The 25616-nt window shown below is 60.2% G+C and carries 23 protein-coding genes and 1 riboswitch; of the genes, 14 read left to right on the top strand and 9 right to left on the bottom strand.

Annotated features, from left to right (window positions below):
* Nucleotides 1–35 precede the first annotated feature (35 nt).
* Nucleotides 36–710, top strand: a complete 675-nt coding sequence (locus tag ASE04_RS08295; RefSeq protein WP_056814882.1) for a GntR family transcriptional regulator — start codon at nucleotides 36–38, stop codon at nucleotides 708–710.
* A gap of 107 nt (nucleotides 711–817) precedes the next feature.
* Here the strand turns inward: ASE04_RS08295 and ASE04_RS08300 are convergent, their stop codons facing one another.
* From ASE04_RS08300 to ASE04_RS08335, 8 genes are all read right to left on the bottom strand, one after another.
* A complete protein-coding gene (locus ASE04_RS08300; protein ID WP_056814884.1) occupies nucleotides 818–1522 on the bottom strand; it encodes a GntR family transcriptional regulator in 705 nt (234 codons plus the stop codon).
* Nucleotides 1523–1854: 332 nt separating this feature from the next.
* Nucleotides 1855–3603: a glycerol-3-phosphate dehydrogenase/oxidase gene (locus tag ASE04_RS08305; protein ID WP_056814886.1), complete on the bottom strand. Its 1749-nt coding sequence runs from the start codon at nucleotides 3601–3603 to the stop codon at nucleotides 1855–1857.
* Between the two features lie 38 nt (nucleotides 3604–3641).
* Complete coding sequence (locus ASE04_RS08310) at nucleotides 3642–5153, bottom strand: FGGY-family carbohydrate kinase (protein WP_056814889.1); 1512 nt, start codon at nucleotides 5151–5153, stop codon at nucleotides 3642–3644.
* A 39-nt stretch (nucleotides 5154–5192) separates the two neighbouring features.
* A complete protein-coding gene (locus ASE04_RS08315) occupies nucleotides 5193–5948 on the bottom strand; it encodes a DeoR/GlpR family DNA-binding transcription regulator (protein ID WP_443216853.1) in 756 nt (251 codons plus the stop codon).
* Between the two features lie 213 nt (nucleotides 5949–6161).
* Nucleotides 6162–7109 (bottom strand): D-ribose ABC transporter substrate-binding protein, encoded by a 948-nt coding sequence (locus tag ASE04_RS08320; RefSeq protein WP_056814895.1) that lies wholly within the window; start codon nucleotides 7107–7109, stop codon nucleotides 6162–6164.
* Nucleotides 7110–7220: 111 nt separating this feature from the next.
* Nucleotides 7221–8273 carry an ABC transporter permease gene (locus ASE04_RS08325; protein ID WP_056814898.1) on the bottom strand — a complete coding sequence of 351 codons (1053 nt, stop codon included), beginning with the start codon at nucleotides 8271–8273 and terminating at the stop codon, nucleotides 7221–7223.
* A gap of 23 nt (nucleotides 8274–8296) precedes the next feature.
* The gene (locus ASE04_RS08330) at nucleotides 8297–9841 is read right to left on the bottom strand and encodes a sugar ABC transporter ATP-binding protein (RefSeq protein WP_056814901.1); all 1545 of its coding nucleotides are present in this window, start codon (nucleotides 9839–9841) and stop codon (nucleotides 8297–8299) included.
* Nucleotides 9838–10494, bottom strand: coding sequence for a DUF2291 family protein (locus tag ASE04_RS08335; RefSeq protein ID WP_056814905.1), 657 nt, complete (start codon nucleotides 10492–10494; stop codon nucleotides 9838–9840). Before ASE04_RS08335 ends, ASE04_RS08330 begins: the two co-directional genes overlap by 4 nt.
* 773 nt (nucleotides 10495–11267) lie before the next feature.
* Between ASE04_RS08335 and ASE04_RS08340 the strand changes: the two genes are divergently transcribed.
* The 10 genes from ASE04_RS08340 to ASE04_RS08385 all read left to right on the top strand — a co-directional run bounded on the left by ASE04_RS08340 (nucleotide 11268) and on the right by ASE04_RS08385 (nucleotide 21097).
* Nucleotides 11268–12842, top strand: coding sequence for an FGGY-family carbohydrate kinase (locus tag ASE04_RS08340; RefSeq protein WP_056814908.1), 1575 nt, complete (start codon nucleotides 11268–11270; stop codon nucleotides 12840–12842).
* Nucleotides 12843–12879: 37 nt separating this feature from the next.
* On the top strand, nucleotides 12880–14388 hold the full coding sequence (locus ASE04_RS08345) for a glycerol-3-phosphate dehydrogenase (protein ID WP_056814910.1): 1509 nt from the start codon (nucleotides 12880–12882) through the stop codon (nucleotides 14386–14388).
* An 11-nt stretch (nucleotides 14389–14399) separates the two neighbouring features.
* The gene (locus ASE04_RS08350) at nucleotides 14400–15332 is read left to right on the top strand and encodes a TIM barrel protein (RefSeq protein ID WP_056814913.1); all 933 of its coding nucleotides are present in this window, start codon (nucleotides 14400–14402) and stop codon (nucleotides 15330–15332) included.
* 73 nt (nucleotides 15333–15405) lie between these two features.
* Nucleotides 15406–16341 (top strand): sugar-binding transcriptional regulator, encoded by a 936-nt coding sequence (locus ASE04_RS08355; protein WP_056814916.1) that lies wholly within the window; start codon nucleotides 15406–15408, stop codon nucleotides 16339–16341.
* An 87-nt stretch (nucleotides 16342–16428) separates the two neighbouring features.
* Nucleotides 16429–17199 (top strand): DeoR/GlpR family DNA-binding transcription regulator, encoded by a 771-nt coding sequence (locus tag ASE04_RS08360; RefSeq protein ID WP_056814919.1) that lies wholly within the window; start codon nucleotides 16429–16431, stop codon nucleotides 17197–17199.
* Between the two features lie 3 nt (nucleotides 17200–17202).
* Nucleotides 17203–17973, top strand: coding sequence for a triose-phosphate isomerase (locus ASE04_RS08365; RefSeq protein ID WP_056814922.1), 771 nt, complete (start codon nucleotides 17203–17205; stop codon nucleotides 17971–17973).
* 11 nt (nucleotides 17974–17984) lie between these two features.
* The gene (gene derI, locus ASE04_RS08370; protein WP_056814927.1) at nucleotides 17985–18440 is read left to right on the top strand and encodes a D-erythrulose-4-phosphate isomerase; all 456 of its coding nucleotides are present in this window, start codon (nucleotides 17985–17987) and stop codon (nucleotides 18438–18440) included.
* A gap of 126 nt (nucleotides 18441–18566) precedes the next feature.
* A complete protein-coding gene (locus tag ASE04_RS08375; protein WP_056814930.1) occupies nucleotides 18567–19583 on the top strand; it encodes a dihydroxyacetone kinase subunit DhaK in 1017 nt (338 codons plus the stop codon).
* 15 nt (nucleotides 19584–19598) lie between these two features.
* Nucleotides 19599–20237, top strand: coding sequence for a dihydroxyacetone kinase subunit DhaL (gene dhaL, locus ASE04_RS08380; protein WP_056814934.1), 639 nt, complete (start codon nucleotides 19599–19601; stop codon nucleotides 20235–20237).
* 117 nt (nucleotides 20238–20354) lie between these two features.
* Nucleotides 20355–20501: riboswitch (FMN riboswitch) on the top strand.
* 119 nt (nucleotides 20502–20620) lie between these two features.
* A complete protein-coding gene (locus ASE04_RS08385; protein ID WP_056815139.1) occupies nucleotides 20621–21097 on the top strand; it encodes a 6,7-dimethyl-8-ribityllumazine synthase in 477 nt (158 codons plus the stop codon).
* 55 nt (nucleotides 21098–21152) lie between these two features.
* On the opposite strand, the gene ASE04_RS08390 is transcribed toward ASE04_RS08385, so the two are convergent.
* On the bottom strand, nucleotides 21153–21857 hold the full coding sequence (locus tag ASE04_RS08390) for a transcriptional regulator NanR (protein WP_056814937.1): 705 nt from the start codon (nucleotides 21855–21857) through the stop codon (nucleotides 21153–21155).
* 179 nt (nucleotides 21858–22036) lie between these two features.
* Here ASE04_RS08390 and oiaX point away from each other — a divergent pair, with 179 nt between their 5' ends.
* The 3 genes from oiaX (at nucleotide 22037) to ASE04_RS08405 (ending at nucleotide 25564) form a co-directional block, all read left to right on the top strand.
* Nucleotides 22037–23293, top strand: a complete 1257-nt coding sequence (gene oiaX, locus ASE04_RS08395) for a 3-oxo-isoapionate-4-phosphate decarboxylase OiaX (RefSeq protein ID WP_056814940.1) — start codon at nucleotides 22037–22039, stop codon at nucleotides 23291–23293.
* Nucleotides 23294–23298: 5 nt separating this feature from the next.
* The gene (locus ASE04_RS08400; RefSeq protein WP_056814943.1) at nucleotides 23299–24630 is read left to right on the top strand and encodes a four-carbon acid sugar kinase family protein; all 1332 of its coding nucleotides are present in this window, start codon (nucleotides 23299–23301) and stop codon (nucleotides 24628–24630) included.
* A gap of 106 nt (nucleotides 24631–24736) precedes the next feature.
* Nucleotides 24737–25564 (top strand): phosphogluconate dehydrogenase C-terminal domain-containing protein, encoded by an 828-nt coding sequence (locus ASE04_RS08405; protein WP_056814946.1) that lies wholly within the window; start codon nucleotides 24737–24739, stop codon nucleotides 25562–25564.
* Nucleotides 25565–25616: the final 52 nt, after the last annotated feature.

Raw genomic sequence — 25616 nt, forward strand, 5'->3', positions numbered from 1 at the left:
TGAACAATATATTTCTCTGAGGAGTGCCCCGATACATGCTTGCCGACATTGAACAAGGCTCCCTCGCCTCAAAGGCGGCGACTGAGATCCGCAACATGCTGATCGAAGGTCACTTCGGACCGGGAGAGAAGCTTTCAGAAGTACAGGTCGCAAGCCAACTTGGCATTTCGCGAAACACGTTGCGGGAGGTGTTTCGAATCCTCGCCAGCCAGGGCCTGCTTATCCACGTTCCCAATCGTGGTGCCTTCGTCGCGGCACCCGACGAGGCCGCGGTGATCGATATCTATCGCACCCGTCGCGTCATCCAGAGAGGCGCCGTGCATGCCGCTGCGCTCGGCCACCCGGCGCTTGCTCGAATGCAGGCGCTTGTCGCCGACGCCGGGAACATGCGGGACGGCGGCAACTGGCAAGCCGTCGGTACGCTCAACATGGATTTTCACCGAGCAATGGTGGAGCTCTGCGACAGCTCGCGGCTGAGTGCCTGTTTCGATCTTGTGATGGCCGAGCTTCGGCTTGTTTTCGGCCAATTAATCGATACGGGCCACCTGCACGAGCCCTATGTGGAGCTCAACGCGTCGCTCTACAAATTGCTTCTGGAGGGCCGGACCGCGGAAGCCTTATCATTGCTCGATCACTATCTCGTCCAATCCGAACGATCCGTGCTCGCAGCCCTGCACCGGCGGCGGTCCGACCAAAAAGCCGTCACCTAAACGCTCCTCCATCGTCCGGCGGACGCCCCGCGTCAGCGGTTAATTGGGCGCAGCCGCACCAATCCGCAATGAACAGCGCGATCGCCGTGCTTTTCAGGTCCCTTATTTTACAGGCTGAGATCGCCGCTCTGACGCGAATCCGCGCTGATATAGGATCTGATCTGACTGACGATCTGGTCGGCGTGCGTGGACGCCAGGGCATCGGCCTGCAGCAGGTCGCGATTGATGATTGCCTGGATCATATCCTCGTGTTCACCGACATACTGCCTGGGCAGCACGTCGTTGAACGACGAGTAATAGAGGCGAAGAATGCGGCGCCCTTCGTCGAGCAAGCGGGTGAAGAGCTCTACGTAATATCGGTTCCGCCCGGCTTGGGCGATCGCAACGTGGAAGTCGCGGTTGGTGGAGATCATCCCCAGAACATCGCGCCGATCAACCGCCTCTTCGAAGGCCTTCTGCAGCGAGCGGATCTTTTCGATGTCATCAGGCGTATGATTGGCAGCGGCCAGCCTTGTGGTCACCCGGTACATCAAGGTCAGTGCATCGAAAAACTCCGACAGCCGGAGAAAATCGATATTGGAGACGATCGTCGCGCGGTTGGTCAGGGTCATGATCAACCCTTCGGCCGCAAGGCGAACGAGCGCTTCGCGAATGGGTGTGCGAGAGAGGGCAAAACGATCCGACAGCTGCTGTTCATCGATGGCGCTGCCTGGCGCCAGCTTGAGTTCGATGATCTCGTTCCGCAGCGTTTCATAGACGGTCGAAACGCCGAACCCCCGCTTGTGCGTCAGTTGCTTGTCTCTCTCGTCCACGCCCGCGATCCCTTTCGTTTCAAGTCGTTTTGTCGTTATCGGTGACCCGAATTGGTAGCGGAATGGGCTTTCGACTTCAAATAATATATCTGTTGTCGACAGATGATTGCGGGGGCACCTGACAAGTGTCGAAAAGCTGCGATGCCCCTGGAGTATGGCGATTGGAGACGTTCAACGCAGTGTCCCATCCCCACAACGGCGCAAGCGAATGCGTGGTAAGGCATGATCGATACGCTACTTGCAAATGCGCGTTTGGCCGACATCGAAGGCAAGGTGCTAGCTCCACTAGCCGATCGCTTCCATCGGCCAGCCGCTGACGGGGTCAGCGTCGCTTAACCGGCCGCTGGATAAGAAGCAGAACCCACTTTGGCCGGGGCATCGTCGGTGAGTGACTGGCCATGGAAATCGCGCAAAACCGAAACAACGTCGGCGATCTCCGCTGAGCTCCGGGCCTCGTCCCAGCCCAACGCCTGCCGCGCAATTTCTGCGATCGCATGCAGGGCTTTCATGGTAAGGCGCCCCTCGATCGCAAGCGTGGTACGTCGCAAGACAATATCGGAAAGGTGCACGACAAGCTCCTGCCTCGCAATCCAGTCGATCTCTCTGCGACTGTAATCTGGCGCTCCATCCAGACGCTCCGCGTCGCTATAGCGAGATTCAAAATTCAGGATCGCTGTAGCAGTCGTCCCGTAACGACTTAGAAGTTCGTCGACCCGCGCTGGATCGGTCCCTGTTGCCCCTGCTGTCTTGTCGACCCAGCCCTGACGCTGCTTGGAATCGACCGGAAACTCGCGTCCGCCACCGATCGCGAGATAGCGGGTGGATACCGCACGCGACCGTCCGAGACGCGAGAGAACCGTATCGGCAATCTCCTCGGCGAAGCCGCGGAACGTCGTCCATTTGCCGCCCACCAGCGAGATGATCGGGAACGGCCGGTCGCCAGCAGGCTCATTGGCCGGAGCAGAATGATCGCGGCTGATCAGGCCCGGTGCAGTTGAATCGGAGGCCGGAAGAGGCCGGATGCCGCTATAGCTATAGACGATCTGATCGCGATCGAAGCGAAGGGTCGGCAGGAGCGAGCGCAGGCTATCAAGGAAATACTGCAGCTCGGGCTCCTCGCATCGTACGCTGTCGGGATCGCTCGATGGAATGTCGGTCGATCCCACCAGCGCGAGGCCGAGATAGCTGTAGACGAGGCAGATGCGCCCGTCGTCGGCCTCGAAATAGATCATGTGGCCATTGAGGCTACGCACGAGCTCGGGATGATCCAGCAGGATATGCGATCCCTTGGTGCCTCCGATCAAACGAGACGGAGTGCCAAGCGCCTCGTTCACATTATCGATCCATGGCCCTGCTGCGTTGACCACGATTTTCGGGGACACCGAGAACTCGGAACCATCCGCCTGCCGGAACGTCACCCTCCCGCCCTCTGCGGAAATCAAAGTTGAGGAATTGGCGGCGAAGCTGCCATGGTTGACTTGCAGCCCATCATTGACGAGTTCGTAGACAAGACGCTCGGGGCGGCTGATCTTGGCGTCGTAGTAGATCCCGCCGGCAACGATCGCTGATGTCACGTGCGGCATCTCCCGCCGGGCACGCCCCTTCAGAATGAACCGATGACGCGGCATCGTTCGATCGCGCGAACCGAAGAAATCATAAAGCGCGAGCCCGATCTTGATGAGCACGGCACCACGGCTTCTCGGCGCAGTCTTCGAGCCGAACAGCGTGCGCAACGCCGCCCAGATGCCACGCGTCCACGAAAACACCGGAATGAACGTCGGCAAGGCTTCGACACAATGGGGCGCGTTCTTGAGCAGGAGATTCCGCTCCAGCGTCGACTGCGACACAAGACCGAACTCTCCGGTCTCCAGATATTTCAAACCGCCATGAATAAGACGGGAGGGTGCGGCGCTGGTACCGGAGCCGAAATCGGCCTTGTCGACGATGACGCAATTGATGCCCTGCGCCGACAAATCCCGAAACAGCCCGGCGCCGTTGATACCTGCTCCTATGATGAGGACGTCAGTCTCACCATCTTCGATTGTCAAAAGGCGTTGCTTCATGTCGGCAGTCATCGTCATGTCTTCCTATGCCCGCGATGCGGTGCGGGTCTTCACAGTCAATGTTCGGGCGAGGATGCGAGATCGGCGATTTTCGGCCACAAAGGCATCATCGCCTCGGCAATCTCGCGGAAAACGTCAAAGCGCTTCTCATACTGCGCTCTGCGCGCTGGATCGGGGTTGTAAACCTGTGTCGCCGCCGCAGCGCCCCGATCGTTTTGGAGGTCGGCAAAGATGCCAACACCTCGACCGGCGCAAAGCGCCGCGCCCCAGGCGGCGGCCTCATCTGTCTGCGACGTCGTTACCGGCATTCCCAAGACATCCGCGAAGATTTGCACGACGGACGGGTTACGCGAAACACCGCCAGCCAGCCGCACCTGCGAGAAACTGAAACCGTCCTTGAGTGCGTCCACATGAATGCGATGATTGAACGCGATACCCTCCAGCACGGCGCGCAGCAGATCGCCGCGATCGTGCCAGCCGCCAAGCCCGAAGAAGCCGGCGCTCGCGGACGAACCGTAAGGCGATCCGAACAGATAGGGGTGGAAAAGCGCTGTCGAGGGACGGGCCAACGCCGCGTCTATTTCCGGCCCGAGCAGCGCGTGGATCGATGGAACCGACACCTGTTCGGCAGCGCAGAGGCGATCCAGGAACCACTCGTAGTTTGCGCTCGATGCCGGAGAGATCGACATGTTGTTCCAGGTGCCGGGCGTGATGCCATTGCGGCAGAACCATCGGCGATCGACGCGCGGCTCAGAGGACAAGGTTTCGTTGATCGAATAGGTGCCGGCGATGACGGCGACGACGCCTTCCGCATAACCGCCTGCTCCGAGTGCCGACGCAGTCACGTCATGCAGCCCGGCAACAACAGGCGTACCCTCGACAAGCCCCGTCAACGCGGCCGCATCTTTCGTGACGCCGCCGATGACTTCGTCGGAGCGGGCCGCCGCCGGCAAGGCATGATCGAGATCGGAGAGCGCAAACAAGCGCAGCGCGTCCCCGGTATATTCCTGCGTGCGGACATCCGTGAATGAGGTGCTCGCCTCGGTTCGGTCCGTGCCCGGAGCTCCTGTCAGGCAGAAACGCAGCCAGTCCTTGCAGCTCATGAGTTGGCCGATGCGCCCATACCGCTCCGGCTCTGTCTTCTTGATCCATGCAAGAAGCGCCGACGGTGCCGACACGTGTGGAACCTGGCCGGTAAGCTCTATCGACCGCTCGGAGACGTCGCTCTCGTTCCATGCCTCGACAACCGTTCCAGCGCGGCTGTCCAAAGACAGGATGCCCCGTCCGAGCGGCTGCTGCTTGCTGTCCAAAAGGTAGATGCCGTCGCCATGCGCCGTTGCACCGACCGCCTGAATATCGGATGCCGGCCTGCCGCTAAGGGCAATCGCTTCCTTGATAGCGTCGGCCGTAGCGCTCCAGAGTTCGAACATGTCGCGCTCGACATGACGCGCCTTCGGCATGAATTGCGTGACCTTGCGGCGCGCGACTGCAATCGGCGTTCCGTCGATGTCGAAGATGACGGCCTTGGTGACCGTCAGGCCACTATCGATCCCAAGCAGACTTGGCATAAATTCTCACTTCCGCCGGAACCGACAGCGCGCCTCTCGTCATGAACGCGCGCCACTCGGCCTAGCAATGACAACATTGATGTCTCTCGACCGCATTCGGTCGATGTGAACTGGAGATGTCTTGTCATCGACGATGACGACGTCGAAGTCCTCCAGCGCGGCGAAACTGTGAAGCGCTCGCCGCTCGAATTTGGTGTGATCGGCAAGCAGGATCCGCTTGACCGAGCAGTCGAACATCGCTCGCTTCGTGTCGATGGTTTCAGGTGACTGATGCAGCACCGTGCCGTCGCTGATCGCCGACATCGAGATCAACGCGATATCGGCCCTGAGCGCCTTGATCTCGTTGATCGTCATGCGGCCCATGAATGCGTTGCACCAGTTGTAGTATTGGCCTCCGAGACCGATCAGCGTCACGTCGTGCATGCCGGTCAAGGCGTTCATCAGCGTCAGGGAATTGGTGATTGCGGTAATCGGCACCTTGGCCGGCAGATGCGGCACCATCTGCAGAACCGTGGTGGAGTCATCGAAAAAGATCGCCTGGCCCGGCTCCACGAACTGCATGGCAGCCTCGGCGATCAGCTTCTTCTCCACGGCCTGGCGGTTCGCGCGATAGACATCGCTAGATTCTATGAGATTGGTTGCGGCGGCGGTGACAATGCCGCGGGTTTTCCTGAAAATGCCGCGGCTGACCAGCTCATCCACGTCGCGATGCGCCGTCATCAGGCTGATGCCGAACCGGTCCGTCAGATCTTCGATCCGCATGGAACCTTCACTCATGACCGCTTCCGCGATCATCCGGCGGCGCGCGATCTGGCGCGTCTGGCGACTGTCGCTCGTCAGTTCGTCCAACAGGTTTTCGCCTTGGCTTGTCTTCTGTGTCACGGGTTACCCCTGTCGCTGAAATGTTTAGATGTCAGCTTCCTACAGCCATTGCGGATTCGAGGCAAAATCGATCAGAAACGGGCAGTTTCCTGCCCGCTTCCAGCTTGGGAGAACCGTCTTTACGGCTTACTGCGAAAGAACAAAGGGACCGGTGTACTTGTCGACATTGTCCTTAGTGATCAGCAGGCAATCGAACAGCTGCTTTTCGCTCTTGGCGCCGGTGCTGCCGTTCTTGATGACGTTGTCGGCCTGCTTTACCGCCTCTTCGGAGAAGATGGCGACCGGCTGCAGGACCGTGTACTGCAGTTCGCCTGCCTTGATCGCAGCAACAGCATCCGGCGAACCGTCGAAGCCGCCGACCTTGATGTTGGCAAGCTTGCCGGCTTCCTTAAGGGCCGCGATCGCACCGAGCGCCATTTCGTCATTGCCGGAGATCACGCCGATGATGTCAGGATTTGCCTGCAGCATCGACTGCATCTTGTTGTGGCCCTGGGTACGGTCCCAGTTGGCCACTTCCTTTGCAGCCTTCTGCAGGTCCGGATACTGCGTCAGAACAGTCTCGTAGCCGTTGGAGCGCGTGGCGGCATTGTTGTCGGACGGTGCGCCGAACAGCTCGGCATACTTGCCCTTGTCACCGACTGCTTCGACCCACTGCTGCGCGCCGATCGCGGCACCCTGCGCATTGTTGGAAACGAGCTGTGCCTTGGCCAGGCCTTCCTGGTTGATTTCAGCGTTGACGAGAATGACCGGGATGCCTGCAGCGACTGCCTTCTTCACCGCGCCGACAGAACCGTCAGCGTTGGCCGGATCGAGAATGATCGCAACCGACTTGTTGGTGATTGCCGTGTCGATCAGGTTGCTTTCGGTGTTGGTATCACCCTTGTGCGCGCTGACCGATGCGGTGTAGCCCAGCTTTTCCGCGGTCGCCTTGGCAACATTGCCTTCCGTCAACCAGTAGGGGTTGGACGGATCGTTGACGATGATCGTCATCTGACCCGCTGCCCAAGCGGTGCTGACGAGGATCGGTGCCACTGCAGCGGCGGCCAAAAGAATGCGCATGCCTCTCTTAAACATAGTCTCTCTCCCATTAGTGAGCTCAGTTATTGCCGGTCAACCGGCCATGCTTTCCCCAACCGGCTTTGCGTTGTGCAGCCTGACGTCGTGGACAAGTTTCGATCAGGGCCGTCAGGACGTCTTGACGCGGCGGCCGTATTGAATGCTGTTCATCAGGACGGCGAGAACGATGACCGCGCCTGTAAATACCGTCTGCCAGTAGGCCGAGACGCCGATGATCACGAGACCATCGGAAAGGAAGCCGATGACGAAGGCGCCGAGCATTGTCCCGCGAACCGTGCCGCGACCGCCTGTCAGCGCTGCGCCGCCGATGACGACGGCTGCGATGGCCGTCAGTTCGTAGGTCGTACCAGCCGTCGGACCAGCGGAGGTCAGCTGCGACGACAGGACCAGGCCGGCGATTGCGGCGCAGACGCCCGACAGGACATAGACAGTGATCTTGACGCGCTTGACGGGAACACCGGAGAGATCAGCGGCTCGCTCATTGCCGCCCGAGGCATAGAGCCAGCGACCGAACGCGGTCTTGCTCAGGACGATGCCGCAGACGATGGCAAGTACGGCAAGTACGATGACGCCGATTGGAACGCCCGCCAGTCGATTGAAGCCGAGCCAGTCGAAACCCGTGTTGCCCAACTCGGGACGCCCACCGAGATTGTTGTAGGTCAGGCCGTTGGTCATCAGGAGGGCAATGCCGCGCGCGACATAGAGCACGCCGAGCGATGCGACGAAAGCCGGTACCTTGAGATATGCAATCAGCACACCGTTCACGGCACCGACGACCGCGCCAAGCGCACAGGTGATGACGACGACGGCCCAGACCGGCGGATAGAGGATGACGCCGAAGGCATTAAGCGTGACGCCCTGCATCAGGAAGCCGGCGATGCAGCCGGCAAGACCGAGCGTCGATCCAACGGAAAGGTCAATGCCGCCATTGAGAATGACCAGCAGCATGCCGATCGCGAGAATGCCGAAGATGGCGACATGCGACGCCATGATCAGGAAGTTGCTGAGCGAGAAGTAATACGGCGACAGGAAGGAGAACACCGCGATGATGACGATCAGCGCGAAGAAGGCTCGTCCTTCCAGGATCAGGCGCACGATGTTGTTGTTGCGCTTCTGGCCGTTGGATACTGATTTTTTCTCTGTGACGTTCGTGACTGACATAATCAGTACTCCATAGTTTCCGGCTAGTGCGCGACCACGGCTTCGCCCGAAGCGGCCATAATCTTTTCCTTGGTGACATCAGAACCGAATTCGGCCGAGATCTTGCCGCGGCGCATGACGATGATGCGATGCGCGATGCTCAGGCATTCGTTGACTTCAGAGGTCGAGTAGATGACGGCGAGCCCCTGCTTGGCGCGCTCGGCCAAAAGCTTGAACACTTCAGCCTTGGCGCCGATGTCGATGCCGCGGCTGGGCTCATCCAGCAGAATGACCTTGGGCTCGGTCGCAAGCATCTTGCCGATGACGACCTTCTGTTGGTTGCCGCCCGAGAGAGAACCGATCGCGGCATCGCCGCCATCCGTCTTCACATGCACACTGCGGATCGAGGCTCCGACAAGCTCCCGCTCACGCCGGCTGGAGGTGAAGAGGCCCTTGGTGAACGTTCGAATGCTGGCAAGGGACAGATTGGAGCCGACCGTCATCGTCTGGACCAAGCCGTCGCGCTGACGATCTTCGGGCACAAGCACGAGGCCACTGGCGATCCGGTCCGCGATGCTCAGATGCCTGACATCCTGGCCATCGAGGAGAATTTGGCCGCCGCGGGCGTGCAGCCGTCCGGCAACGCATTCGAGCAGTTCGGTGCGCCCGGCCCCCATGAGGCCGTAGATGCACACCACCTCGCCTGCCCGCACGTTCAGCGAGAGCCGGTCGACCGCGTTGTAGGCTGCGCCCGACGGTCCGGGGACGGTCAGACTGTCGATCGAGAGAGCGACGTTGCCCAACTCGTATCCCTGCGGCGGATTGCCGAGATCGAAATTGTCGCCGACCATGTTGCGGACGATCCACTCCAGATCGATGTCCTTGCGTTCCGCATATGCGGTCATGTTGCCGTCGCGCAGGACGACGGCATGATTGGTGATCTGAAGGGCTTCCTCGAGGTGGTGCGAGATATAGACGATCGAGACGCCGCGGCTCTTCAGATCGTGGATGACCTTGAAGAGAACCTCCACTTCGGCGGCACTCAATGCCGACGTCGGCTCGTCCATGATGAGAATGCGCGAGTTCACCGAAAGCGCGCGCGCGATCTCGACGATCTGCTGCTGACCGAGGCGAAGATCTTCGACCGGCGTCAACGGATCGATGTCTTCTTCGAGCTCTTCCATCAAGGCGCGCGTCTGGCGCTCTTCTTCCGCGAAGTCGACGACCCCGCCGCTGATGATCTCACGACCCATGAAGATGTTGTCGCGGACGCTCAGGTTGGGCGCGAGGCTAAGCTCCTGGTGAATGATCGAGATTCCATTCTCGCGGGCATGCGTTGACGACGCAAAGCTGATCGGCTGGCCGTCGAGAATGATTTCCCCCGAGCTCGGCTGAACGACGCCCGAGAGGATTTTCATCAGCGTCGACTTGCCGGCACCGTTTTCGCCGAACAAGGTCGTCACCTGGCCTCTGTGAATGTCGAAATTGACACCCTTCAGAGCGTGGACGCTGCCGTAGGACTTCGCAATGTTGCGAGCAGCAAGGACGACTTCCCCCTGCGCCTGAGGTATTTGTGACGGGTGGCTCATTTCACTTCAACCTTCACCGGCGTCACGAGCCAGTTCTTGGGATTCACGAGCTTGAAAACGCCGACGACCGAGGCGGTCTTGCCTGTCAGTGTCGCCGGATCGAGATTGGCCAGAACGGATTTCTTCATCTCGTTGTTGATGGCAGAGCCGGCGTCCTGGAACTGGATCTGGTTGGTGAATTGCCCGAACTCGATCGTCCCGGTCGCATCACGCAGGTCCGTACCATTTACGGCCGGGCCCGTCTGAACGCGGACGGTGACATCCGCCGGCAATCCGTCGACCTTCAGTTCATTGTAATTGGATTTCCGTTCGCCGAACACGCCGTTGAGTGTGACAGGAAGGACGGGCCCGGTAGTCGTCGCCACGCCATATTTCTCACCCGCCGCCTTCTTGTCGGCAGCAATCGCGTTTGCGAGTTCGGTCGCCGCGACCGCCTTCTGCTGCACGGCGGCCTGTATCTTCGGAAACTGCTCGGCTCCATAGGATTCGGGCGAAAACGCCTGCTGCCGCACATCGTCCCCGGAGCCGATCCGAACCACCGTGGTATCAATCGCGATCGCGCCGACGACAATGATTGCGAGCGCGGCGCCGAGGATCGGCTTGAGATTGCTGCGCGTCGAGCGAGTGGCAGAAGTTTCGGTTTGGGTGCTCATTTCCAGGCGCCTTTAAACTTACTTGTCGGATGTCTTCGAGGGGTGTGAGCAAGTCGCCGCGAGACTCATCGAAAGCCGCGCGCAACTATGGCCGGGCGCGCACACATCACCGCCCCGCAACGGGGACCGATCAGACGGCTCGCCTAGGCTCGACATACGTATGAATGTGTCCACGAAACTCTCCTCGGCAAGGCAGGCGACCATCTCCTCCGGTCGCGATACCCAGGCTCCACTACGCCATTCAGCCTCAAGGCTCGTGATAGCATTGTGGTATTAACTGCAAATACGATGTTATAATTTTCACACGCTGTCAACGCAGGCTTTTCACAAAATTAGGCGGATAACCGGAACTTGATAGACGCTTGGAGTCATTGCAACGCAATAAAATGAGCACTCACTTATACGCCGTGCAGCATTTTCACAAATCTCGATATCACGATTATTTATATGATAAAATTACACATTTTTCGATTCTTCGTCCCTCGCATCTATAGGCGAGGCCATCTCCGCCGACCTGAAGAGCGCCCAGATTTTGAAAACCCCACCATTCAATCTTACCTGAATATTTTTTCATTGGTAGAAAAAACTTACTGGTGAAATGGTATCTTTGTGTTATATTTCTCGGCGAGTTGACTGGGATGTCCGGGCGCCATTCGCCAAAAGGCTCTCAGCCAAAGAGGAAGATGCGGCGGCGGTCGCAAGGGAGGCTTCGATGGCCACGACAAGCGGCTTGCGCACTGTCGCGCTTCGGATGGTGGTGAGATAATCACGCAATGGCTGAAAACGATCAGATCATCATTGGAATCGATGCCGGAACCTCGGTCATCAAGGCGGTCGCCTTTGATCTGTCCGGGGGGCAGATCGCCATCTCTTCGGTCCGCAACGCCTATGCAACCGGAAACGACGGATCGGCAACGCAGTCGCTGAGCCAGACGTGGCGGGATTGCGTGAGCGCGCTGCGCGGCCTCAGCGAAAAAGTCCACAGCCTCGCATCGCGCACAGCCGCGATTTCCGTCACCGGTCAGGGTGACGGAACCTGGCTCGTCGGCGCCGGCAACGAGCCGATTTCCGACGCCTGGCTATGGCTTGACGCTCGCGCAGCCGCGACTGTTACAGCGCTCGCCGACCAACCGCAAAATCGTGCCCGTTTCGAAGCCACCGGGACCGGCCTGAATACCTGCCAGCAGGGCGCCCAGCTCGCTCACATGGACCGTTACTTTCCCGAACTGGTCAATCGCGCGGAAGTGGCTCTCCACTGTAAGGACTGGCTCTACCTCAATCTCACCGGCATACGGGCGACGGATCCATCCGAGGCAAGCTTCACCTTCGGGAATTTTCGCACACGCAGCTATGATCCCGTCGTGATCGATGCGCTCGGTCTCACCCGCAGACGCGGCCTTCTGCCCGAAATCATCGAGGGCACGGAAGTCAGCCACGCGCTGACGCGGGAAGCGGCGGATGCCTGTGGCCTTCTCGCCGGCACGCCGGTCTGCCTCGGCTACGTCGACATGGTGATGACGGCACTCGGTGCGGGCGTGCGTGACGGCGGACGGAACGCTGCATGCTCGACGATCGGATCGACGGGCGTGCATCTGCGTGCCAAGGCCGTCGGCGACGTGCACCTGAATACCGAGGGTACCGGTTATGTCATCGCGCTGCCGATCCCCGGAATCGTTACCCAGGTGCAGACCAATATGGGGGCGACGATAAACATCGACTGGCTGCTGGAGATCGCCGGCTCGCTGATGGCGGAAGCAGGCAAGCCCGTCTCTCATGCCGACCTCGTATCAAAAATCGATGGCTGGTTTGCGCAGAGCCAGCCCGGAGGCGTCGTCTACCACCCTTACATTTCGGAAGCCGGAGAACGTGGCCCGTTCGTCAACGCCAACGCGCGCGCCGGCTTCAGCGGCCTCTCGGTTCGCCACGGCTTTCCCGACCTCATACGTAGCGTGATCGAGGGCCTGGGGCTTGCGACGCGCGATTGCTACGCCGCGATGGGCGATACACCCGACGAACTCCGTATCACCGGCGGGGCGACCCGCTCGGTAGCTCTTCGACGCTCTCTTTCTGCTGCTATGAATGCGCCTATCCGTCTGTCGCGCCGTGAGGAAACCGGAGCTGCCGGCGCCGCGATGATGGCCGCCGTTGCAATCGGTGCCTATTCGAGCATGGACGAGTGCATCTCAAGCTGGGTTACGCCGCTGCTCGGCGATGTCGAGGTTCCTGATGCCCAGGAGGCCCTTCGCTTCGACGAGCTTTATGGCGCCTACACCGATATCCGCCGCGCGATGCCACCGGTTTGGGACAGACTCGCGTCGTCCACAGTGACATCGCCTTCCAGCGACTAACCCAAATCTTGATGCGGGAGCATCGAAGGAGCATGGCATGACTGATTTAGCAGTGGATCTCTTCGTCATCGGTGGCGGCATCAACGGCGCCGGTATCGCGCGCGATGCCGCGGGGCGCGGGTTGAAGGTCGTATTGTGCGAAAAGGACGATCTGGCACAAGGCACGTCCTCGCGATCGGGGAAACTGGTGCATGGCGGTCTGCGCTATCTTGAATATTACGAATTCCGCCTCGTGCGTGAAGCGCTCATCGAACGTGAAGTGCTGCTGAATGCAGCGCCGCACATCATCTGGCCCATGCGTTTCGTGCTGCCGCATAGCCCCGCGGACCGCCCCGCCTGGCTCGTGAGGCTTGGTCTCTTTCTCTACGACCACCTCGGGGGCCGCAAGAAGCTGCCCGGCACGCGCACGCTCAATCTCCTGCGGGATCCGGAAGGCACGCCGATCCTCGACCAATACACCCGGGGTTTCGAATATTCCGACTGTTGGGTCGATGATGCACGCCTCGTGACATTGAACGCCGTCGGCGCGGCGGAGAAAGGCGCGGTTGTGCTGACCCGCTCTCCAGCGATTTCGGCACGTCGCGAAAACGGCAGCTGGGTGGTCACGACGAAGAACAGCCTTACAGGTGAAACGCGGACGTTCCGGGCCAAATGCCTTGTCAACTGCGCCGGTCCTTGGGTGTCGGACATCATCAATCGGGTTGCCGGATCGAATTCGAGCCGCAACGTTCGCCTCGTCAAGGGAAGTCACATCATCGTGCCCAAGTTCTGGGCCGGCTCAAATGCCTATCTCGTCCAGAACCACGACAAGCGCGTGATTTTCATCAATCCCTATGAAGGCGACAAGGCGCTGATCGGAACGACCGATATCGCCTATGAGGGCCGGGCCGAGGATGTCGCAGCCGACGAGAGCGAGATCGATTATCTCCTGAAAGCGGTCAATCGCTACTTCAAGGAAAAGCTCCGCAGGCAGGATGTGTTGCATAGCTTCTCCGGCGTGCGCCCGCTGTTCGACGATGGCAAGGGCAACCCTTCCGCCGTGACCCGCGACTACGTCTTCGACCTCGATGAGACGGGCGGAGCGCCCCTTCTCAACGTCTTCGGAGGCAAGATCACCACGTTCCGCGAACTTGCCGAACGCGGATTGCAGCGCCTCAAACACATCTTCCCGAACATGGGTGGCGACTGGACGCAAGGCGTTCCGCTGCCGGGTGGCGAAATCCCGAACGCGGATTATGAGACCTTCGCCAACAGCCTGCGCGATGCCTATCCCTGGATGGGACGCAAGCTGGTGCACCACTATGGTCGGCTGTACGGAGCCCGCGCGAAAGACGTGATCGCCGGAGCAAACAGTGCCGAAGGCCTAGGTCGACACTTCGGCGGTCAGCTTTATGAGGCCGAGGCCCGCTATCTGGTCGCAACGGAATGGGCAGAGACGGCCGAAGACATCCTCTATCGGCGCACGAAGCACTACCTTCATTTGACCGAAGCCGAACGCGCGGCTTTCACCGAATGGTTTGCCTCGGCCCGTCTTGTTGCCGCCTGAAGGATACATCCATGCCTTTGACGCTTTCGCTCAATACCAATCCGCTGGTGAACCGCTTTGCCCATCCGGATGACCTGATCGAGACGGTGGCCCGCGACCTGCGGCTGCGCGACCTGCAACTGACCCACGAATTCATCAATCCGAGCTGGCAGGCGCCGATCATTCGCCGCATGACGCGCGCCATGGATGCGGCACTCCAGCGCACCGGCGTCCGCGTGACCTCCGGCATGACCGGTCCCTATGGTCGTCTCAACCACTTTGGCCATCCGGACAGGGAGGTCCGACGCTACTATATCGACTGGTTCAAGACATTTGCCGACATCATTGGCGACCTCGGCGGGCAGTCCGTCGGGACACAGTTCGCGATCTTCACCTACAAGGATTTCGATGATCCGGCGCGCCGCGAAGAGCTGATCAGCATCGCCATCGACTGCTGGGGAGAGGTCGCCGAGCACGCCCGGGCAGCGGGCCTGTCCTATGTCTTCTGGGAGCCGATGAGTGTCGGACGCGAGTTCGGCGAGACGATATCCGCCTGCCTGGCTCTGCAGGAGCGCCTGACGGCTTCAAACCTCGCAATTCCGATGTGGATGATGGCCGACATCGATCATGGCGACGTCACGTCTGACAACCCAGACGACTATGATCCCTATGCATGGGCGCGCGCCGTTCCGAAAGTATCGCCGATCATCCACATCAAACAAAGCCTCATGGACAAGGGCGGTCACCGTCCCTTTACCGCAGCCTTCAACGCCAAGGGCCGCATTCAGCCCGCCCCGCTGCTTCAGGCATTTGCCGAAGGCGGCGCCGTCGACAACGAAATCTGCCTCGAACTCTCATTCAAGGAGCGGGAGCCGAACGACCGCGAGGTCATTCCGCAAATTGCCGAGAGCGTCGCATTCTGGGCGCCTCACATCGACACCGGCGTTGCCGACTTGAACATTTGATCGGGAGATTTACAAAGTCGTCCTGCTAAGGCGCGGCAGAAGATCCGGCCACAAGACAAGAAGGGAACTGCTCATGGCGGACACTGATGACACGCTTGCCGTGCGTGCCGCCTGGCTGCATTACGCCGGCGGACTCACTCAATCCGATGTCGCCAAGCGGCTTGGCGTTCCATCGGTTAAAGCGCACCGGCTGATCGCGAAAGCTGTCGCCGAAGGCGTCGTCAAGGTGACGATCGACGGCGATATCGTTGAGTGCGTTGCGCTGGAGAACAAGCTCTTGGAGCGGTTCGGGCTGAGGTATTGCGAAGTGGCTCCCGATCTTGGGGAGGATGGTCTTCCGCTCAGAGCTCTCGGTCACGCCGGCGCGACCTTCCTCAAACGGGAAATCGAGCGAGGCGATAACAGCGTCATCGGCCTCGGCCACGGCCGTACACTTGCGGCTGCCGTACAGTACATGCCGCGTGTCGCGGCCAAGGACGTGCGCTTCGTATCCCTGCTTGGCGGGCTGACGAGGAACTACGGCGCCAATCCCTACGATGTGATGCACCGCATTGCCGAGAAAACCGGCACGCATGCCTTCGTGATGCCGGTCCCCTTCTTTGCCAACACCGGCGAGGATCGGGAAGTCCTGCGTGCCCAGCGCGGCGTGAAAGAGGTCTTCGACCTTGCCAACAAGGCGGATCTGAAACTTGTCGGCCTTGGAACCGTCGATGCCGAAGCTCAGCTTGTGCTTTCCGGCATGGTCGAGCCAGCCGAGATTCAGGACATTGCTGCCGCGGGCGGTGTCGGAGAAATCTTGGGGCACTTCTTCGATGCAAACGGAGAGGTCCTCGATACCGCCCTCACGGCTCGGACCCTCTCGGCTTCTTTTCCACAAAAGCGGACCGAGCGGCTGGTCGCACTTGCAGGCGGACAATCAAAGGTCGAAGCGATCCGCGCCATCCTCAACAGCCACCGCCTTTTCGGGCTGATTACCGATGAACGCACCGCCAAGGCGCTACTCAGTTAATAACAGGAAAGCATTCCAATGTAACATGATTTATGTTGTATAATGTGATATCCGTGTTATATTTCACACACCATCATGGAGCATCCGATGAAGCGCGAGGAGCGGCAGCAGTCGATCGTCAACCTGCTCGTCGAAAGCAAGACCGTCGATCTCGATGATCTCGCCGACCGCTTCACTGTCTCGAAAATGACGATCCACCGCGACCTCGACGAGCTTGAGCAAGCGGGCGTCCTGCGCAAGGTTCGCGGCGGCGCAACGATCGATGCCGGCACCCAGTTCGAAAGCGATTTCCGCCTTCGCGAGCGCCAGGGCAACGAGGCGAAGATCGCCATGGCACGTACGGCACTCTCGCTTGTCGAACCGGGCATGACCGTCATGGTCAACGATGGCTCGATGGCTGCGGTCCTCGGCGAGATGCTCCTGCAGAAGCGGCCCTTGACGCTGATTACCAACAACGCGGCGATCATGGAGAGGCTGAAAGGCGAAACAGGCATCACGCTGATTGCGCTTGGCGGCATCTATTCGCCGAAGTTCAACGCCTTTCTGGGCGTCGTGACCGAGGAAGCGCTGTTTCGGTTGAGAGCCGACATCGCCTTCATTTCGACGCCTGCTGTCAGCGGCAGGCTGGCCTATCACATGGACGACAACGTCGTGCGGGCAAAGCGGGCGATGATGTCGTCGGCGACGCGCAAATGCCTGCTCGTGAACCACCTGCGCTTCGGTCACACGGCGCTGCATGCCATGGCCGAACTGGCCGATTTCGATGCCATTATCACCGACAGCGCCCCCGACGCTGCCGTTCAGGAGGAGTTCGATCGGCAAGGCATTCGCCTGACGATCGCAGCAACGCAGGAATAGCACATGACCGACACGCCGAAGTTCTGGATCGGAACCAGTTGGAAAATGAACAAGACTCTTGCGGAGGCCAGGCACTTCGCAAGTGGCCTGCAGACGGCGGACGCTTCCCGCGACGCGCGCATTCAACGCTTTGTCATTCCGCCATTCACCGCCGTGCGTGAAGTGAAGGCAATGCTTGCCGACACCTCCGTCAAGGTGGGCGCACAGAACATGCATTGGGCCGATCAGGGCGCCTGGACCGGGGAAGTCTCGCCCCTGATGCTGAAGGACTGCAATCTCGACATCGTCGAGCTCGGCCATTCCGAGCGACGCGAGTTTTTCGGCGAGACCGACGAAACGGTCGGTCTGAAGACCGAAGCCGCCGTCCGCCACGGTCTCACTCCCTTGATTTGCATCGGCGAGACGCTTTCCGACCGCGAAAGCGGCCAGGCTGCGAAAATCCTCGCGACGCAGGTTCGTGGCGCGTTGGGCAAGCTATCCGCGTCGCAAAAGTCTGCGGAAATCCTCCTTGCCTACGAACCAGTCTGGGCAATCGGTGAGAAGGGAATTCCGGCAAGCGCCGACTATGCGGATGCCCGCCAGGCGGAGATCATCGCCGTCGCCGAAGATGTCCTCGGGCGCAAGATCCCGTGCCTCTATGGCGGTTCCGTCAATCCGCAAAACTGCGAGGAACTCATTTCCTGCCCGCATATCGACGGGCTTTTCATCGGCCGTTCTGCCTGGAATGTCGAAGGCTATCTCGACATCCTCGCCAAATGCGCCGCCAAACTCTGAGGAGAAAGACCATGAAGCTAGCAATCGCAGGAGACAGCGCAGGCGAAGGCCTCGCCAAGGTTCTCGCCGATCATCTGAAGGACCGTTTTGACGTTCACGAAGTATCGCGCACGTCAGAAGGGCAGGATCCTTTCTATGCCAACCTATCCGACCGCGTCGCCTCCGGCGTCCTAGACGGTACCTATGATCGCGCGATCCTGGTCTGCGGCACCGGAATCGGCGTCTGCATTTCGGCAAACAAGGTGCCGGGCATTCGCGCCGCACTGACCCATGACACCTATTCGGCTGAACGTGCAGCCCTGTCGAACAACGCGCAGATCATCACCATGGGCGCTCGCGTCATCGGAAGCGAACTCGCCAAGTCGATCGCTGACGCTTATCTGACGCAGACGTTCGACGAGCAGGGTCGTTCTGCCGGCAACGTCAACGCCATCAACGAGCTTGATACCAAGTATCACAGCCGGTAGTCATTTCAGCAGTCGTGCTCCGCGCGACTGCCATCGGAAGGCGAACTTCAATTTGGCCTAACCGGCGCCATAGGCGCCGGGCAAATCGGAAGCCGCTTCCGATCGCACGACAATGGGAGGATTGGCGTGAAGACGAAGAAGCTTATCAATGCCGGCGAAAAAGCCGTCGACGAGATGCTGGAGGGCATTCTTTCCGCTCATCCGGATCATCTTTATGCCGTTGACGGCATGCCACGGGCCATCGTCGCCCGTCATGGACCGCGACAAGGTAAGGTCGGGCTCGTCATCGGTGGCGGCTCCGGACACGAGCCAAGCTTTCTGGGTTTCGTCGGCAAGGGACTTGCCGACGCGGCTGCCGTCGGCAACGTCTTCGCATCTCCTCCGCCTGATCCGATCATCGCCTGCGCGACCGCGGTCAACGGCGGAGCCGGCGTTCTGTTCTTGTACGGCAACTATGCCGGCGACGTGATGAACTTCGACATGGCAGCCGAAATGCTTGCCATGGAGGACCTCGAAGTCAGGACGGTCCTGTCAACCGACGATGTCGCCTCCGCTCCGGCCGATCAGCGCGAGAAGCGCGAGAAGCGCCGCGGCGTTGCCGGCAACGTGTTCATCTTCAAGGCAGCAGGTGCGGCCTGCGACCTGATGTATTCCTTTGATGAGGTCGAGCGTGTCGCCCGCCGGGCAAACGCGCGAACCTATACGATGGGTGTTGCGCTTTCCCCCTGCTCGCTGCCGCAGACCCTGAAGCCCAATTTTGCCATTGGCGAGAGCGAGATGGAAATCGGCATGGGCATCCATGGCGAACCCGGCGTGGCGCGTGGCGAACTGGCAACGGCGGACGAAGTCACCGACACGCTGCTCGACAAGATCCTCGACGAGATGAAGGCCTCGGCAGGCGATCGCGTCGCCGTCCTCGTCAACTCGCTGGGATCGACGCCGCTGATGGAGCTATACATCATGATGCGGCGCGTGAAGCAGCGCCTCGATCAGGCGGGTCTCGTCATTCACACCTCTCTCGTCGGCAACTACTGCACGTCGCTGGAGATGGCGGGCGCTTCGATCACCTTGATGCATCTCGATGACGAACTGCAGCGTCTGATCGCTCATCCTTGCGACTGCGCGATGTTCAGGGCCGGTTAGGAAGAGGGCAAAACGATGCAGATTGAGGTCGTCCGACTGCAGGAGATGTTCAGCGCGATCGCGCAAGCCATGGCGCGCGAGAAGGAACGGCTCTGCGAGCTCGATGGCGTGATCGGAGACGCCGACCATGGGATCGCAATGGAGCTTGGTTTTTCCGCGGCGTCAAAGGCTGTCGCCGCACTTGATCCTGCCTCAAGTGACCCGACCGCAGTTTTCAACACCGCGGCCAAGTCATTTCTATCAGCCGTTGGCGCCTCGTCCGGTCCTCTTTATGCGACGGCGTTCATGCGCGCAGGCGCTGCGGTAAAGGGTAATCTTTTACTTACCGATGACGACATGGTCGACGCCTTCGAGGCAATGGCGAAGGGCATTCAGGAGCGCGGCAAGGCGGAGCCGGGTGAAAAGACGATGGTCGACGCCTGGGCACCCGCAGCGGCAGCGGCAAGATCCGCACAGCTTGAGGGCAAACCGCTTGGCGTTTGCCTGAAGGTCGCATTGGAGGCCGCAACGAGCGGCGCCGAGGCAACAAAGCAAATGGTTGCGACCAAAGGCCGTTCGTCGCGACTTGGGGATCGCGTCATCGGCCACATGGATCCGGGAGCAGCATCGGCCGTGGTTTTGATCGAAGCAATTTCCCGTTCCATGGACGGTTGACGGATGTGAAAGTGGCCTATGCCACCCCTCGGGGGATCGAGGCTACGAAATGACCAGCCTGCGACAGCGGGCGGCGTGCAGGAGCTTGCAATCCCCTCGACCTCCGAACTATTGTGGCAACGTTCTCAGGGCGGGGTGAAATTCCCCACCGGCGGTATCAGGCGAAAGCCTGGAGCCCGCGAGCGCTTCCGGCGGTGTCGGAAGGTCAGCAGATCCGGTGAGATGCCGGAGCCGACGGTATAGTCCGGATGGAAGAGGACATGGCAGGCGCACCTTTCGTTGAGAGCGGAGGCGCGTCCTGTCTGTTCGCTCAAGGGATCAGGCCCTCCGGGGCTTTGTCGTCACAGCCGGCCTCGCCGGCAAAACCCTTGAAAGGCATTTCGATGCTTCAAACTGCAGTCACCACCCAAAAGCGGATCGCGGTCATCCGGGCGCGCTGGCACGCCGACATCGTCGACAACGCCGTCAACGCATTCGTGGCCGAATGGGGCAATCTTGGTCGGTCTCCTTCCGATGTCGAGATCATTGACGTTCCCGGCGCCTTGGAAATTCCTCTCCACGCTCAGACGCTGATCAACACCGGAAAATACGATGCCGTCATCGGCTGTGCATTCGTCGTCGACGGCGGCATTTATCGCCATGACTTCGTCGCGGGAACTGTTCTTGACGGACTGATGCGCGTTCAGCTCGACACCGGCACGCCTGTCCTTTCGGTCGTTCTCACGCCACACCATTTCCAGGAATCCGAGGCTCACATCGACTTCTTCAAGCAGCACTTCGTGGCGAAGGGCAAGGACGCCGCGAACGCCTGCGCGGCAATCCTCAGCGCGAGAGCAAAGCTGCTCGCCAGCGTCGAGTAAAAAGCCATCGTACGGCGGTCATTTTCTGGCCGCCGTTCTCATCCCGGCAACTGCATCACTTGGAGTAGAGCGCTCTCGAGCGTTCGAGATGTTTCAGAATGGCAGATTCGGAGCCTTCGACGTCCCTTGCTTCCAGGCGATCGACGATCTCCTCGTGCTCAACGAGCGTGAACTTTTCCTTGCCCGTCCAGATCAGCATTTCCGTGTGATATTGCTTCAACCAGGCAAGCATCGCTTCGCTGACGGCGACATAGATGGGATTGCCCGAAATCTGCGCGATGCGGGTGTGGAAGTGCATGTCCGCGGCGATGAACTCCTCGGCCTGCCCCAGAGAGTCGCGCTGACGTTCGATGATCTCCCTGAGGTCGCTGATGTCGGCTTTGGTTGCCCTTTGCGCTGCCTCTCGCGTCATGCCGCGCTCGAAGAAGATACGCGCGGTTTTCAGATGCTCCAGCGAGTCGGACGACTGTGCCAGCATGATCTTCGCGGTGAGATCGACCTGCTGAAATATCGACCGTGCCGTTAGCTTCAGAACCTTCGCGCGTTCTCCGTGGGAAATGTTGACGAGCCCCTTGTTCGCCAACGACTGCATCGCCTCCCGGATGGCCGGCCGTCCAACGCCAAACCGCTCCATCAGAACGCGTTCCGAAGGCATCTCGTCACCCGGCTGCAATTCGCCTGAGGTGATCATCCGTTCTAGTCGATCAAACACCTCGTCGGACAATTTCCGACGGACGATTTGTTCGATGGGTTGGGTCATAAGGTCTCGCTGGCTCAAATATCACCTCCCTACCATCGTCTCCGTTGCTTCACAAAGCAACGGAGCGAAAATTCATCCGCACCAAAATTTTGCTTCCCATGAATTGGAATACTCATTATACCAGTTAATGAGTTGACGCCATGACAATTTGATCTGGCGAGAGGAGCAACCGGCATTTCATGATGATTACCCTGACCTACCGCATCGAGACGCCAGGCAGCGTCGAAGCCATGGCGAACAAGATCGCAAGCGATCAGTCGACCGGGACCTTCGTGCCGGTTCCCGGTGAGACCGAGGAGCTGAAGGCACGCGTGGCCGCAAGGGTATTGGCTATTCGCCCGCTTGAAGACGCCAACCATCCGACATGGCCCGAGGTCGCGCCCGGCACGCGCCTGAACCGCGCTGACGTCGACATCGCTTTTCCGCTGGATGCGATCGGAACCGACCTCTCCGCCCTCATGACCATCGCCATCGGCGGCGTGTTCTCCATCAAGGGCATGACCGGCATCCGCATCGTGGACATGAAACTTCCCGATGCCTTCAGGCACGCGCATCCCGGCCCGCAGTTCGGCATTCCCGGTAGCCGGCACCTCACCGGCGTCGTGGGGCGACCGATCATCGGGACGATCGTAAAGCCGGCCCTCGGACTGCGTCCGCATGAGACCGCGGAGCTTGTCGGCGAACTGATCGAATCCGGCGTCGACTTCATCAAGGACGACGAGAAGCTGATGAGCCCGGTGTATTCGCCGCTGAAGGACCGGATTGCGGCAATCATGCCGAGGATTCTCGATCACGAGCAGAAGACCGGCAAGAAGGTGATGTACGCCTTCGGCATCTCGCACGCCGACCCCGACGAGATGATGCGCAACCATGACATGGTCGCCAAAGCGGGCGGCAACTGCGCCGTCGTCAACATCAATTCGATCGGCTTCGGCGGGATGAGCTTTTTGCGCAAGCGCTCCAGCCTGGTGTTGCATGCCCATCGCAACGGTTGGGACGTCCTGACGCGCGATCCGGGTGCGGGCCTCGACTTCAAGGTCTACCAGCAATTCTGGCGATTGCTCGGCGTCGACCAGTTTCAGATCAACGGTATCAGGGTCAAGTATTGGGAGCCTGACGAAAGTTTCGTGTCGTCCTTCAAGGCTGTCACTACGCCGCTGTTCGACGCTACCGACTGCCCGCTGCCGGTTGCCGGCTCCGGTCAGTGGGGCGGGCAGGCGCCGGAAACCTATCAGCGGACCGGTCGCACCACCGATCTCCTTTATCTTTGCGGCGGCGGCATCGTCAGCCACCCCGGCGGCCCGGCGGCCGGCGTTCGGGCGGTACAGCAGGCCTGGCAGGCTGCCGTGGCCGACATTCCCTTGGAAACCTATGCCAAGGAGCACCCTGAACTTGCCGCATCGATTGCCAAGTTCAGCGACGGCAAGGGCGCGTGACGGCAATGGGCAATCCGCTTCTCAGCTATTATGGCGACGACTTCACCGGCTCTACCGACGTCATGGAAGCCTTGGCGTCGAACGGCATTCCAACCGTGCTCTTCCTCGACATCCCGACGCCCGAAATGCTCGGGCGTTTCGAGGATTGCCGCGCCATTGGCATTGCCGGAACAAGTCGAAGCGAGACGCCGGAATGGATGCAGGCGCACCTGACGCCCGCATTCGAGTGGCTGAAGTCGCTCGAAGCCAGCATCTGCCACTACAAGGTTTGCTCGACGTTCGACTCGAGCCCCAAAGTCGGCAACATCGGGAAGGCGATCGAGATCGGTCGTAAAACTTTCGGTCAGACGACCGTGCCCGTGATTGTCGGCGCGCCGCAGTTGAAGCGCTACACTGCCTTCGGGAACCTGTTTGCCGCCTATCAGGGCCAGATCTTTCGCATCGACCGCCATCCCGTCATGAGCCGCCATCCTGTTACGCCGATGCACGAGGCGGATCTGGCGCTCCACCTTGGAGCACAGACGAACATCCCGGTCGCTGTCGCTGACCTCGTTGCGACCACTGCGCCTAATGCGGATGATCGTATCGACCAGCTGGCTGCGAAGCAGGGCATCCTTCTGATCGACGTCAGTTCGCTCGAAAATCAGGAAGCCGCCGGTCGCCAGATGCTGCGTGTCACGCAGCAGGCCGGAGCCTTTGTTGCCGGTTCCTCCGGCGTCGAATACGCACTTCTTGCGGCCTGGCGCCGGCAGGGTCTCGCAAATGAAAGCACTGCTTTTGCGGAGGTCGGCGCCGTCGATCGCCTGGCCGTTGTTTCCGGCAGCGTGTCGCCCACGACAGAGCGGCAGATCCGTACCGCTCTCGACAACGGCTTCGCCGGGATCGCCCTCGATCCGGTCGCGCTGGTTTCGGAAAATGGCGAGCGGGCGACGCGAGCGGCAATTGCCGCAGGGGCGTCCGCGCTGACAGACGGCCGCAGCGTCATTCTGCACACGGCGCTCGGTCCGAGCGCGGATCGCGGTGTCGATATCGACAAGATCCCCGGCGCACGCCACCGCCTTGGCCAGTCTCTCGGGCGCATATTGCGCAGCCTCATCGAGCGCGAGGGACTGAAGCGGGCCGTCATTGCAGGCGGCGACACGTCGAGCCATGCCCTGCAGGAACTGAGAGTGGATGCGTTGACCACCCTTCTGCCGCTCCCCCAGACGCCGGGATCGCCGCTCTGCCTTGCCCACAGTAGCCATGAGCCCACGAATGGGCTGCAGATCGCGCTGAAGGGCGGGCAAGTCGGTACAGACGGTTATTTTTCACAGATACGCGATGGGGCGCGAAGCTGAGATGGATCGCGAAATCCCCAAGAATGCGTGCTTCACTAGTGATATGGTGATTGACTCATCATACCAGTTTATGCTCCTATCCAGACTACAGAAAAGGTGAGGAAACATGACTAAAATTGCCCTCTTCGGCGCCGGTGGCAAAATGGGCTATCGTCTTGCCAAGAATCTCAAAGGTTCGCGTTTCGACGTGCGTCATGTCGAACTAAGTGACGCGGGCAAGGCACGCCTGAAGAATGATCTCGGCATCGACTGCGTCAGCGCGGACGCTGGTCTCGATGGCGCCGAGGTCGTAATCCTCGCAGTTCCCGATACTGCGATCAGCAAGGTTGCGGCTGGCATCGTCGACAAGCTGACGCCAGGCACCATGGTCATCGCTCTCGACGCGGCCGCCCCCTTCGCGGATCACCTGCCAAAGCGAGACAATCTCACCTATTTCGTCACCCACCCCTGCCACCCGCCGATCTTCAACGACGAGACGGACATGCAGGCCAAGAAGGATCATTTCGGTGGTCTCTTTGCCAAGCAGCACATCGTCTCCGCCCTGATGCAGGGGCCGGAAGCCGCCTATGCGCTCGGCGAGGAAATCGCCAAGGTCATCTGGGCTCCCGTCATGCGCTCGCACCGCGTTACCGTGGAGCAGATGGCAATGCTCGAGCCCGGCCTTTCGGAAACCGTCTGCGCCTCGCTGCTCGTCGTCATGCGTCAGGCCATGGACGAATGCGTGGCACGCGGCGTGCCCGCGGAGGCCGCCCGCGACTTCCTGCTCGGCCACATGAACGTGCTCGGCGCGGTTATCTTCAAGGAAGTCGACGGCGTATTCTCCGATGCCTGCAACAAGGCCATCGAGTTCGGCATCCCTGCCCTGATGCGCGACGACTGGAAAAAGGTATTCGAACCCCAGGAAATCGCCGAAAGCATCCGGCGCATTACCTGATCTGCTCGGCGAGGCGAAAGCCTCGCCCATCACCGCCCCAAGGGAGACGGGG

This window comes from Rhizobium sp. Root708 (genome assembly GCF_001429725.1).
Taxonomy (GTDB): domain Bacteria; phylum Pseudomonadota; class Alphaproteobacteria; order Rhizobiales; family Rhizobiaceae; genus Rhizobium.

Excerpts from the sequence above, each read along its gene's own strand:
- ASE04_RS08355 (WP_056814916.1), top strand. The coding sequence starts at position 15,406 with ATGGCGGACACTGATGACACGCTTGCCGTGCGTGCCGCCTGGCTGCAT.
- dhaL (WP_056814934.1), top strand. The coding sequence starts at position 19,599 with ATGCAGATTGAGGTCGTCCGACTGCAGGAGATGTTCAGCGCGATCGCG.
- ASE04_RS08320 (WP_056814895.1), bottom strand. The coding sequence starts at position 7,109 with ATGTTTAAGAGAGGCATGCGCATTCTTTTGGCCGCCGCTGCAGTGGCA.
- ASE04_RS08400 (WP_056814943.1), top strand. The coding sequence starts at position 23,299 with ATGGGCAATCCGCTTCTCAGCTATTATGGCGACGACTTCACCGGCTCT.
- ASE04_RS08345 (WP_056814910.1), top strand. The coding sequence starts at position 12,880 with ATGACTGATTTAGCAGTGGATCTCTTCGTCATCGGTGGCGGCATCAAC.
- ASE04_RS08360 (WP_056814919.1), top strand. The coding sequence starts at position 16,429 with ATGAAGCGCGAGGAGCGGCAGCAGTCGATCGTCAACCTGCTCGTCGAA.
- ASE04_RS08330 (WP_056814901.1), bottom strand. The coding sequence starts at position 9,841 with ATGAGCCACCCGTCACAAATACCTCAGGCGCAGGGGGAAGTCGTCCTT.
- ASE04_RS08325 (WP_056814898.1), bottom strand. The coding sequence starts at position 8,273 with ATGTCAGTCACGAACGTCACAGAGAAAAAATCAGTATCCAACGGCCAG.
- ASE04_RS08385 (WP_056815139.1), top strand. The coding sequence starts at position 20,621 with ATGCTTCAAACTGCAGTCACCACCCAAAAGCGGATCGCGGTCATCCGG.
- ASE04_RS08295 (WP_056814882.1), top strand. The coding sequence starts at position 36 with ATGCTTGCCGACATTGAACAAGGCTCCCTCGCCTCAAAGGCGGCGACT.
- derI (WP_056814927.1), top strand. The coding sequence starts at position 17,985 with ATGAAGCTAGCAATCGCAGGAGACAGCGCAGGCGAAGGCCTCGCCAAG.
- ASE04_RS08365 (WP_056814922.1), top strand. The coding sequence starts at position 17,203 with ATGACCGACACGCCGAAGTTCTGGATCGGAACCAGTTGGAAAATGAAC.
- ASE04_RS08305 (WP_056814886.1), bottom strand. The coding sequence starts at position 3,603 with ATGACGATGACTGCCGACATGAAGCAACGCCTTTTGACAATCGAAGAT.
- ASE04_RS08390 (WP_056814937.1), bottom strand. The coding sequence starts at position 21,857 with ATGACCCAACCCATCGAACAAATCGTCCGTCGGAAATTGTCCGACGAG.
- oiaX (WP_056814940.1), top strand. The coding sequence starts at position 22,037 with ATGATGATTACCCTGACCTACCGCATCGAGACGCCAGGCAGCGTCGAA.
- ASE04_RS08340 (WP_056814908.1), top strand. The coding sequence starts at position 11,268 with ATGGCTGAAAACGATCAGATCATCATTGGAATCGATGCCGGAACCTCG.
- ASE04_RS08310 (WP_056814889.1), bottom strand. The coding sequence starts at position 5,153 with ATGCCAAGTCTGCTTGGGATCGATAGTGGCCTGACGGTCACCAAGGCC.
- ASE04_RS08350 (WP_056814913.1), top strand. The coding sequence starts at position 14,400 with ATGCCTTTGACGCTTTCGCTCAATACCAATCCGCTGGTGAACCGCTTT.
- ASE04_RS08405 (WP_056814946.1), top strand. The coding sequence starts at position 24,737 with ATGACTAAAATTGCCCTCTTCGGCGCCGGTGGCAAAATGGGCTATCGT.
- ASE04_RS08315 (WP_443216853.1), bottom strand. The coding sequence starts at position 5,948 with ATGATCGCGGAAGCGGTCATGAGTGAAGGTTCCATGCGGATCGAAGAT.
- ASE04_RS08335 (WP_056814905.1), bottom strand. The coding sequence starts at position 10,494 with ATGAGCACCCAAACCGAAACTTCTGCCACTCGCTCGACGCGCAGCAAT.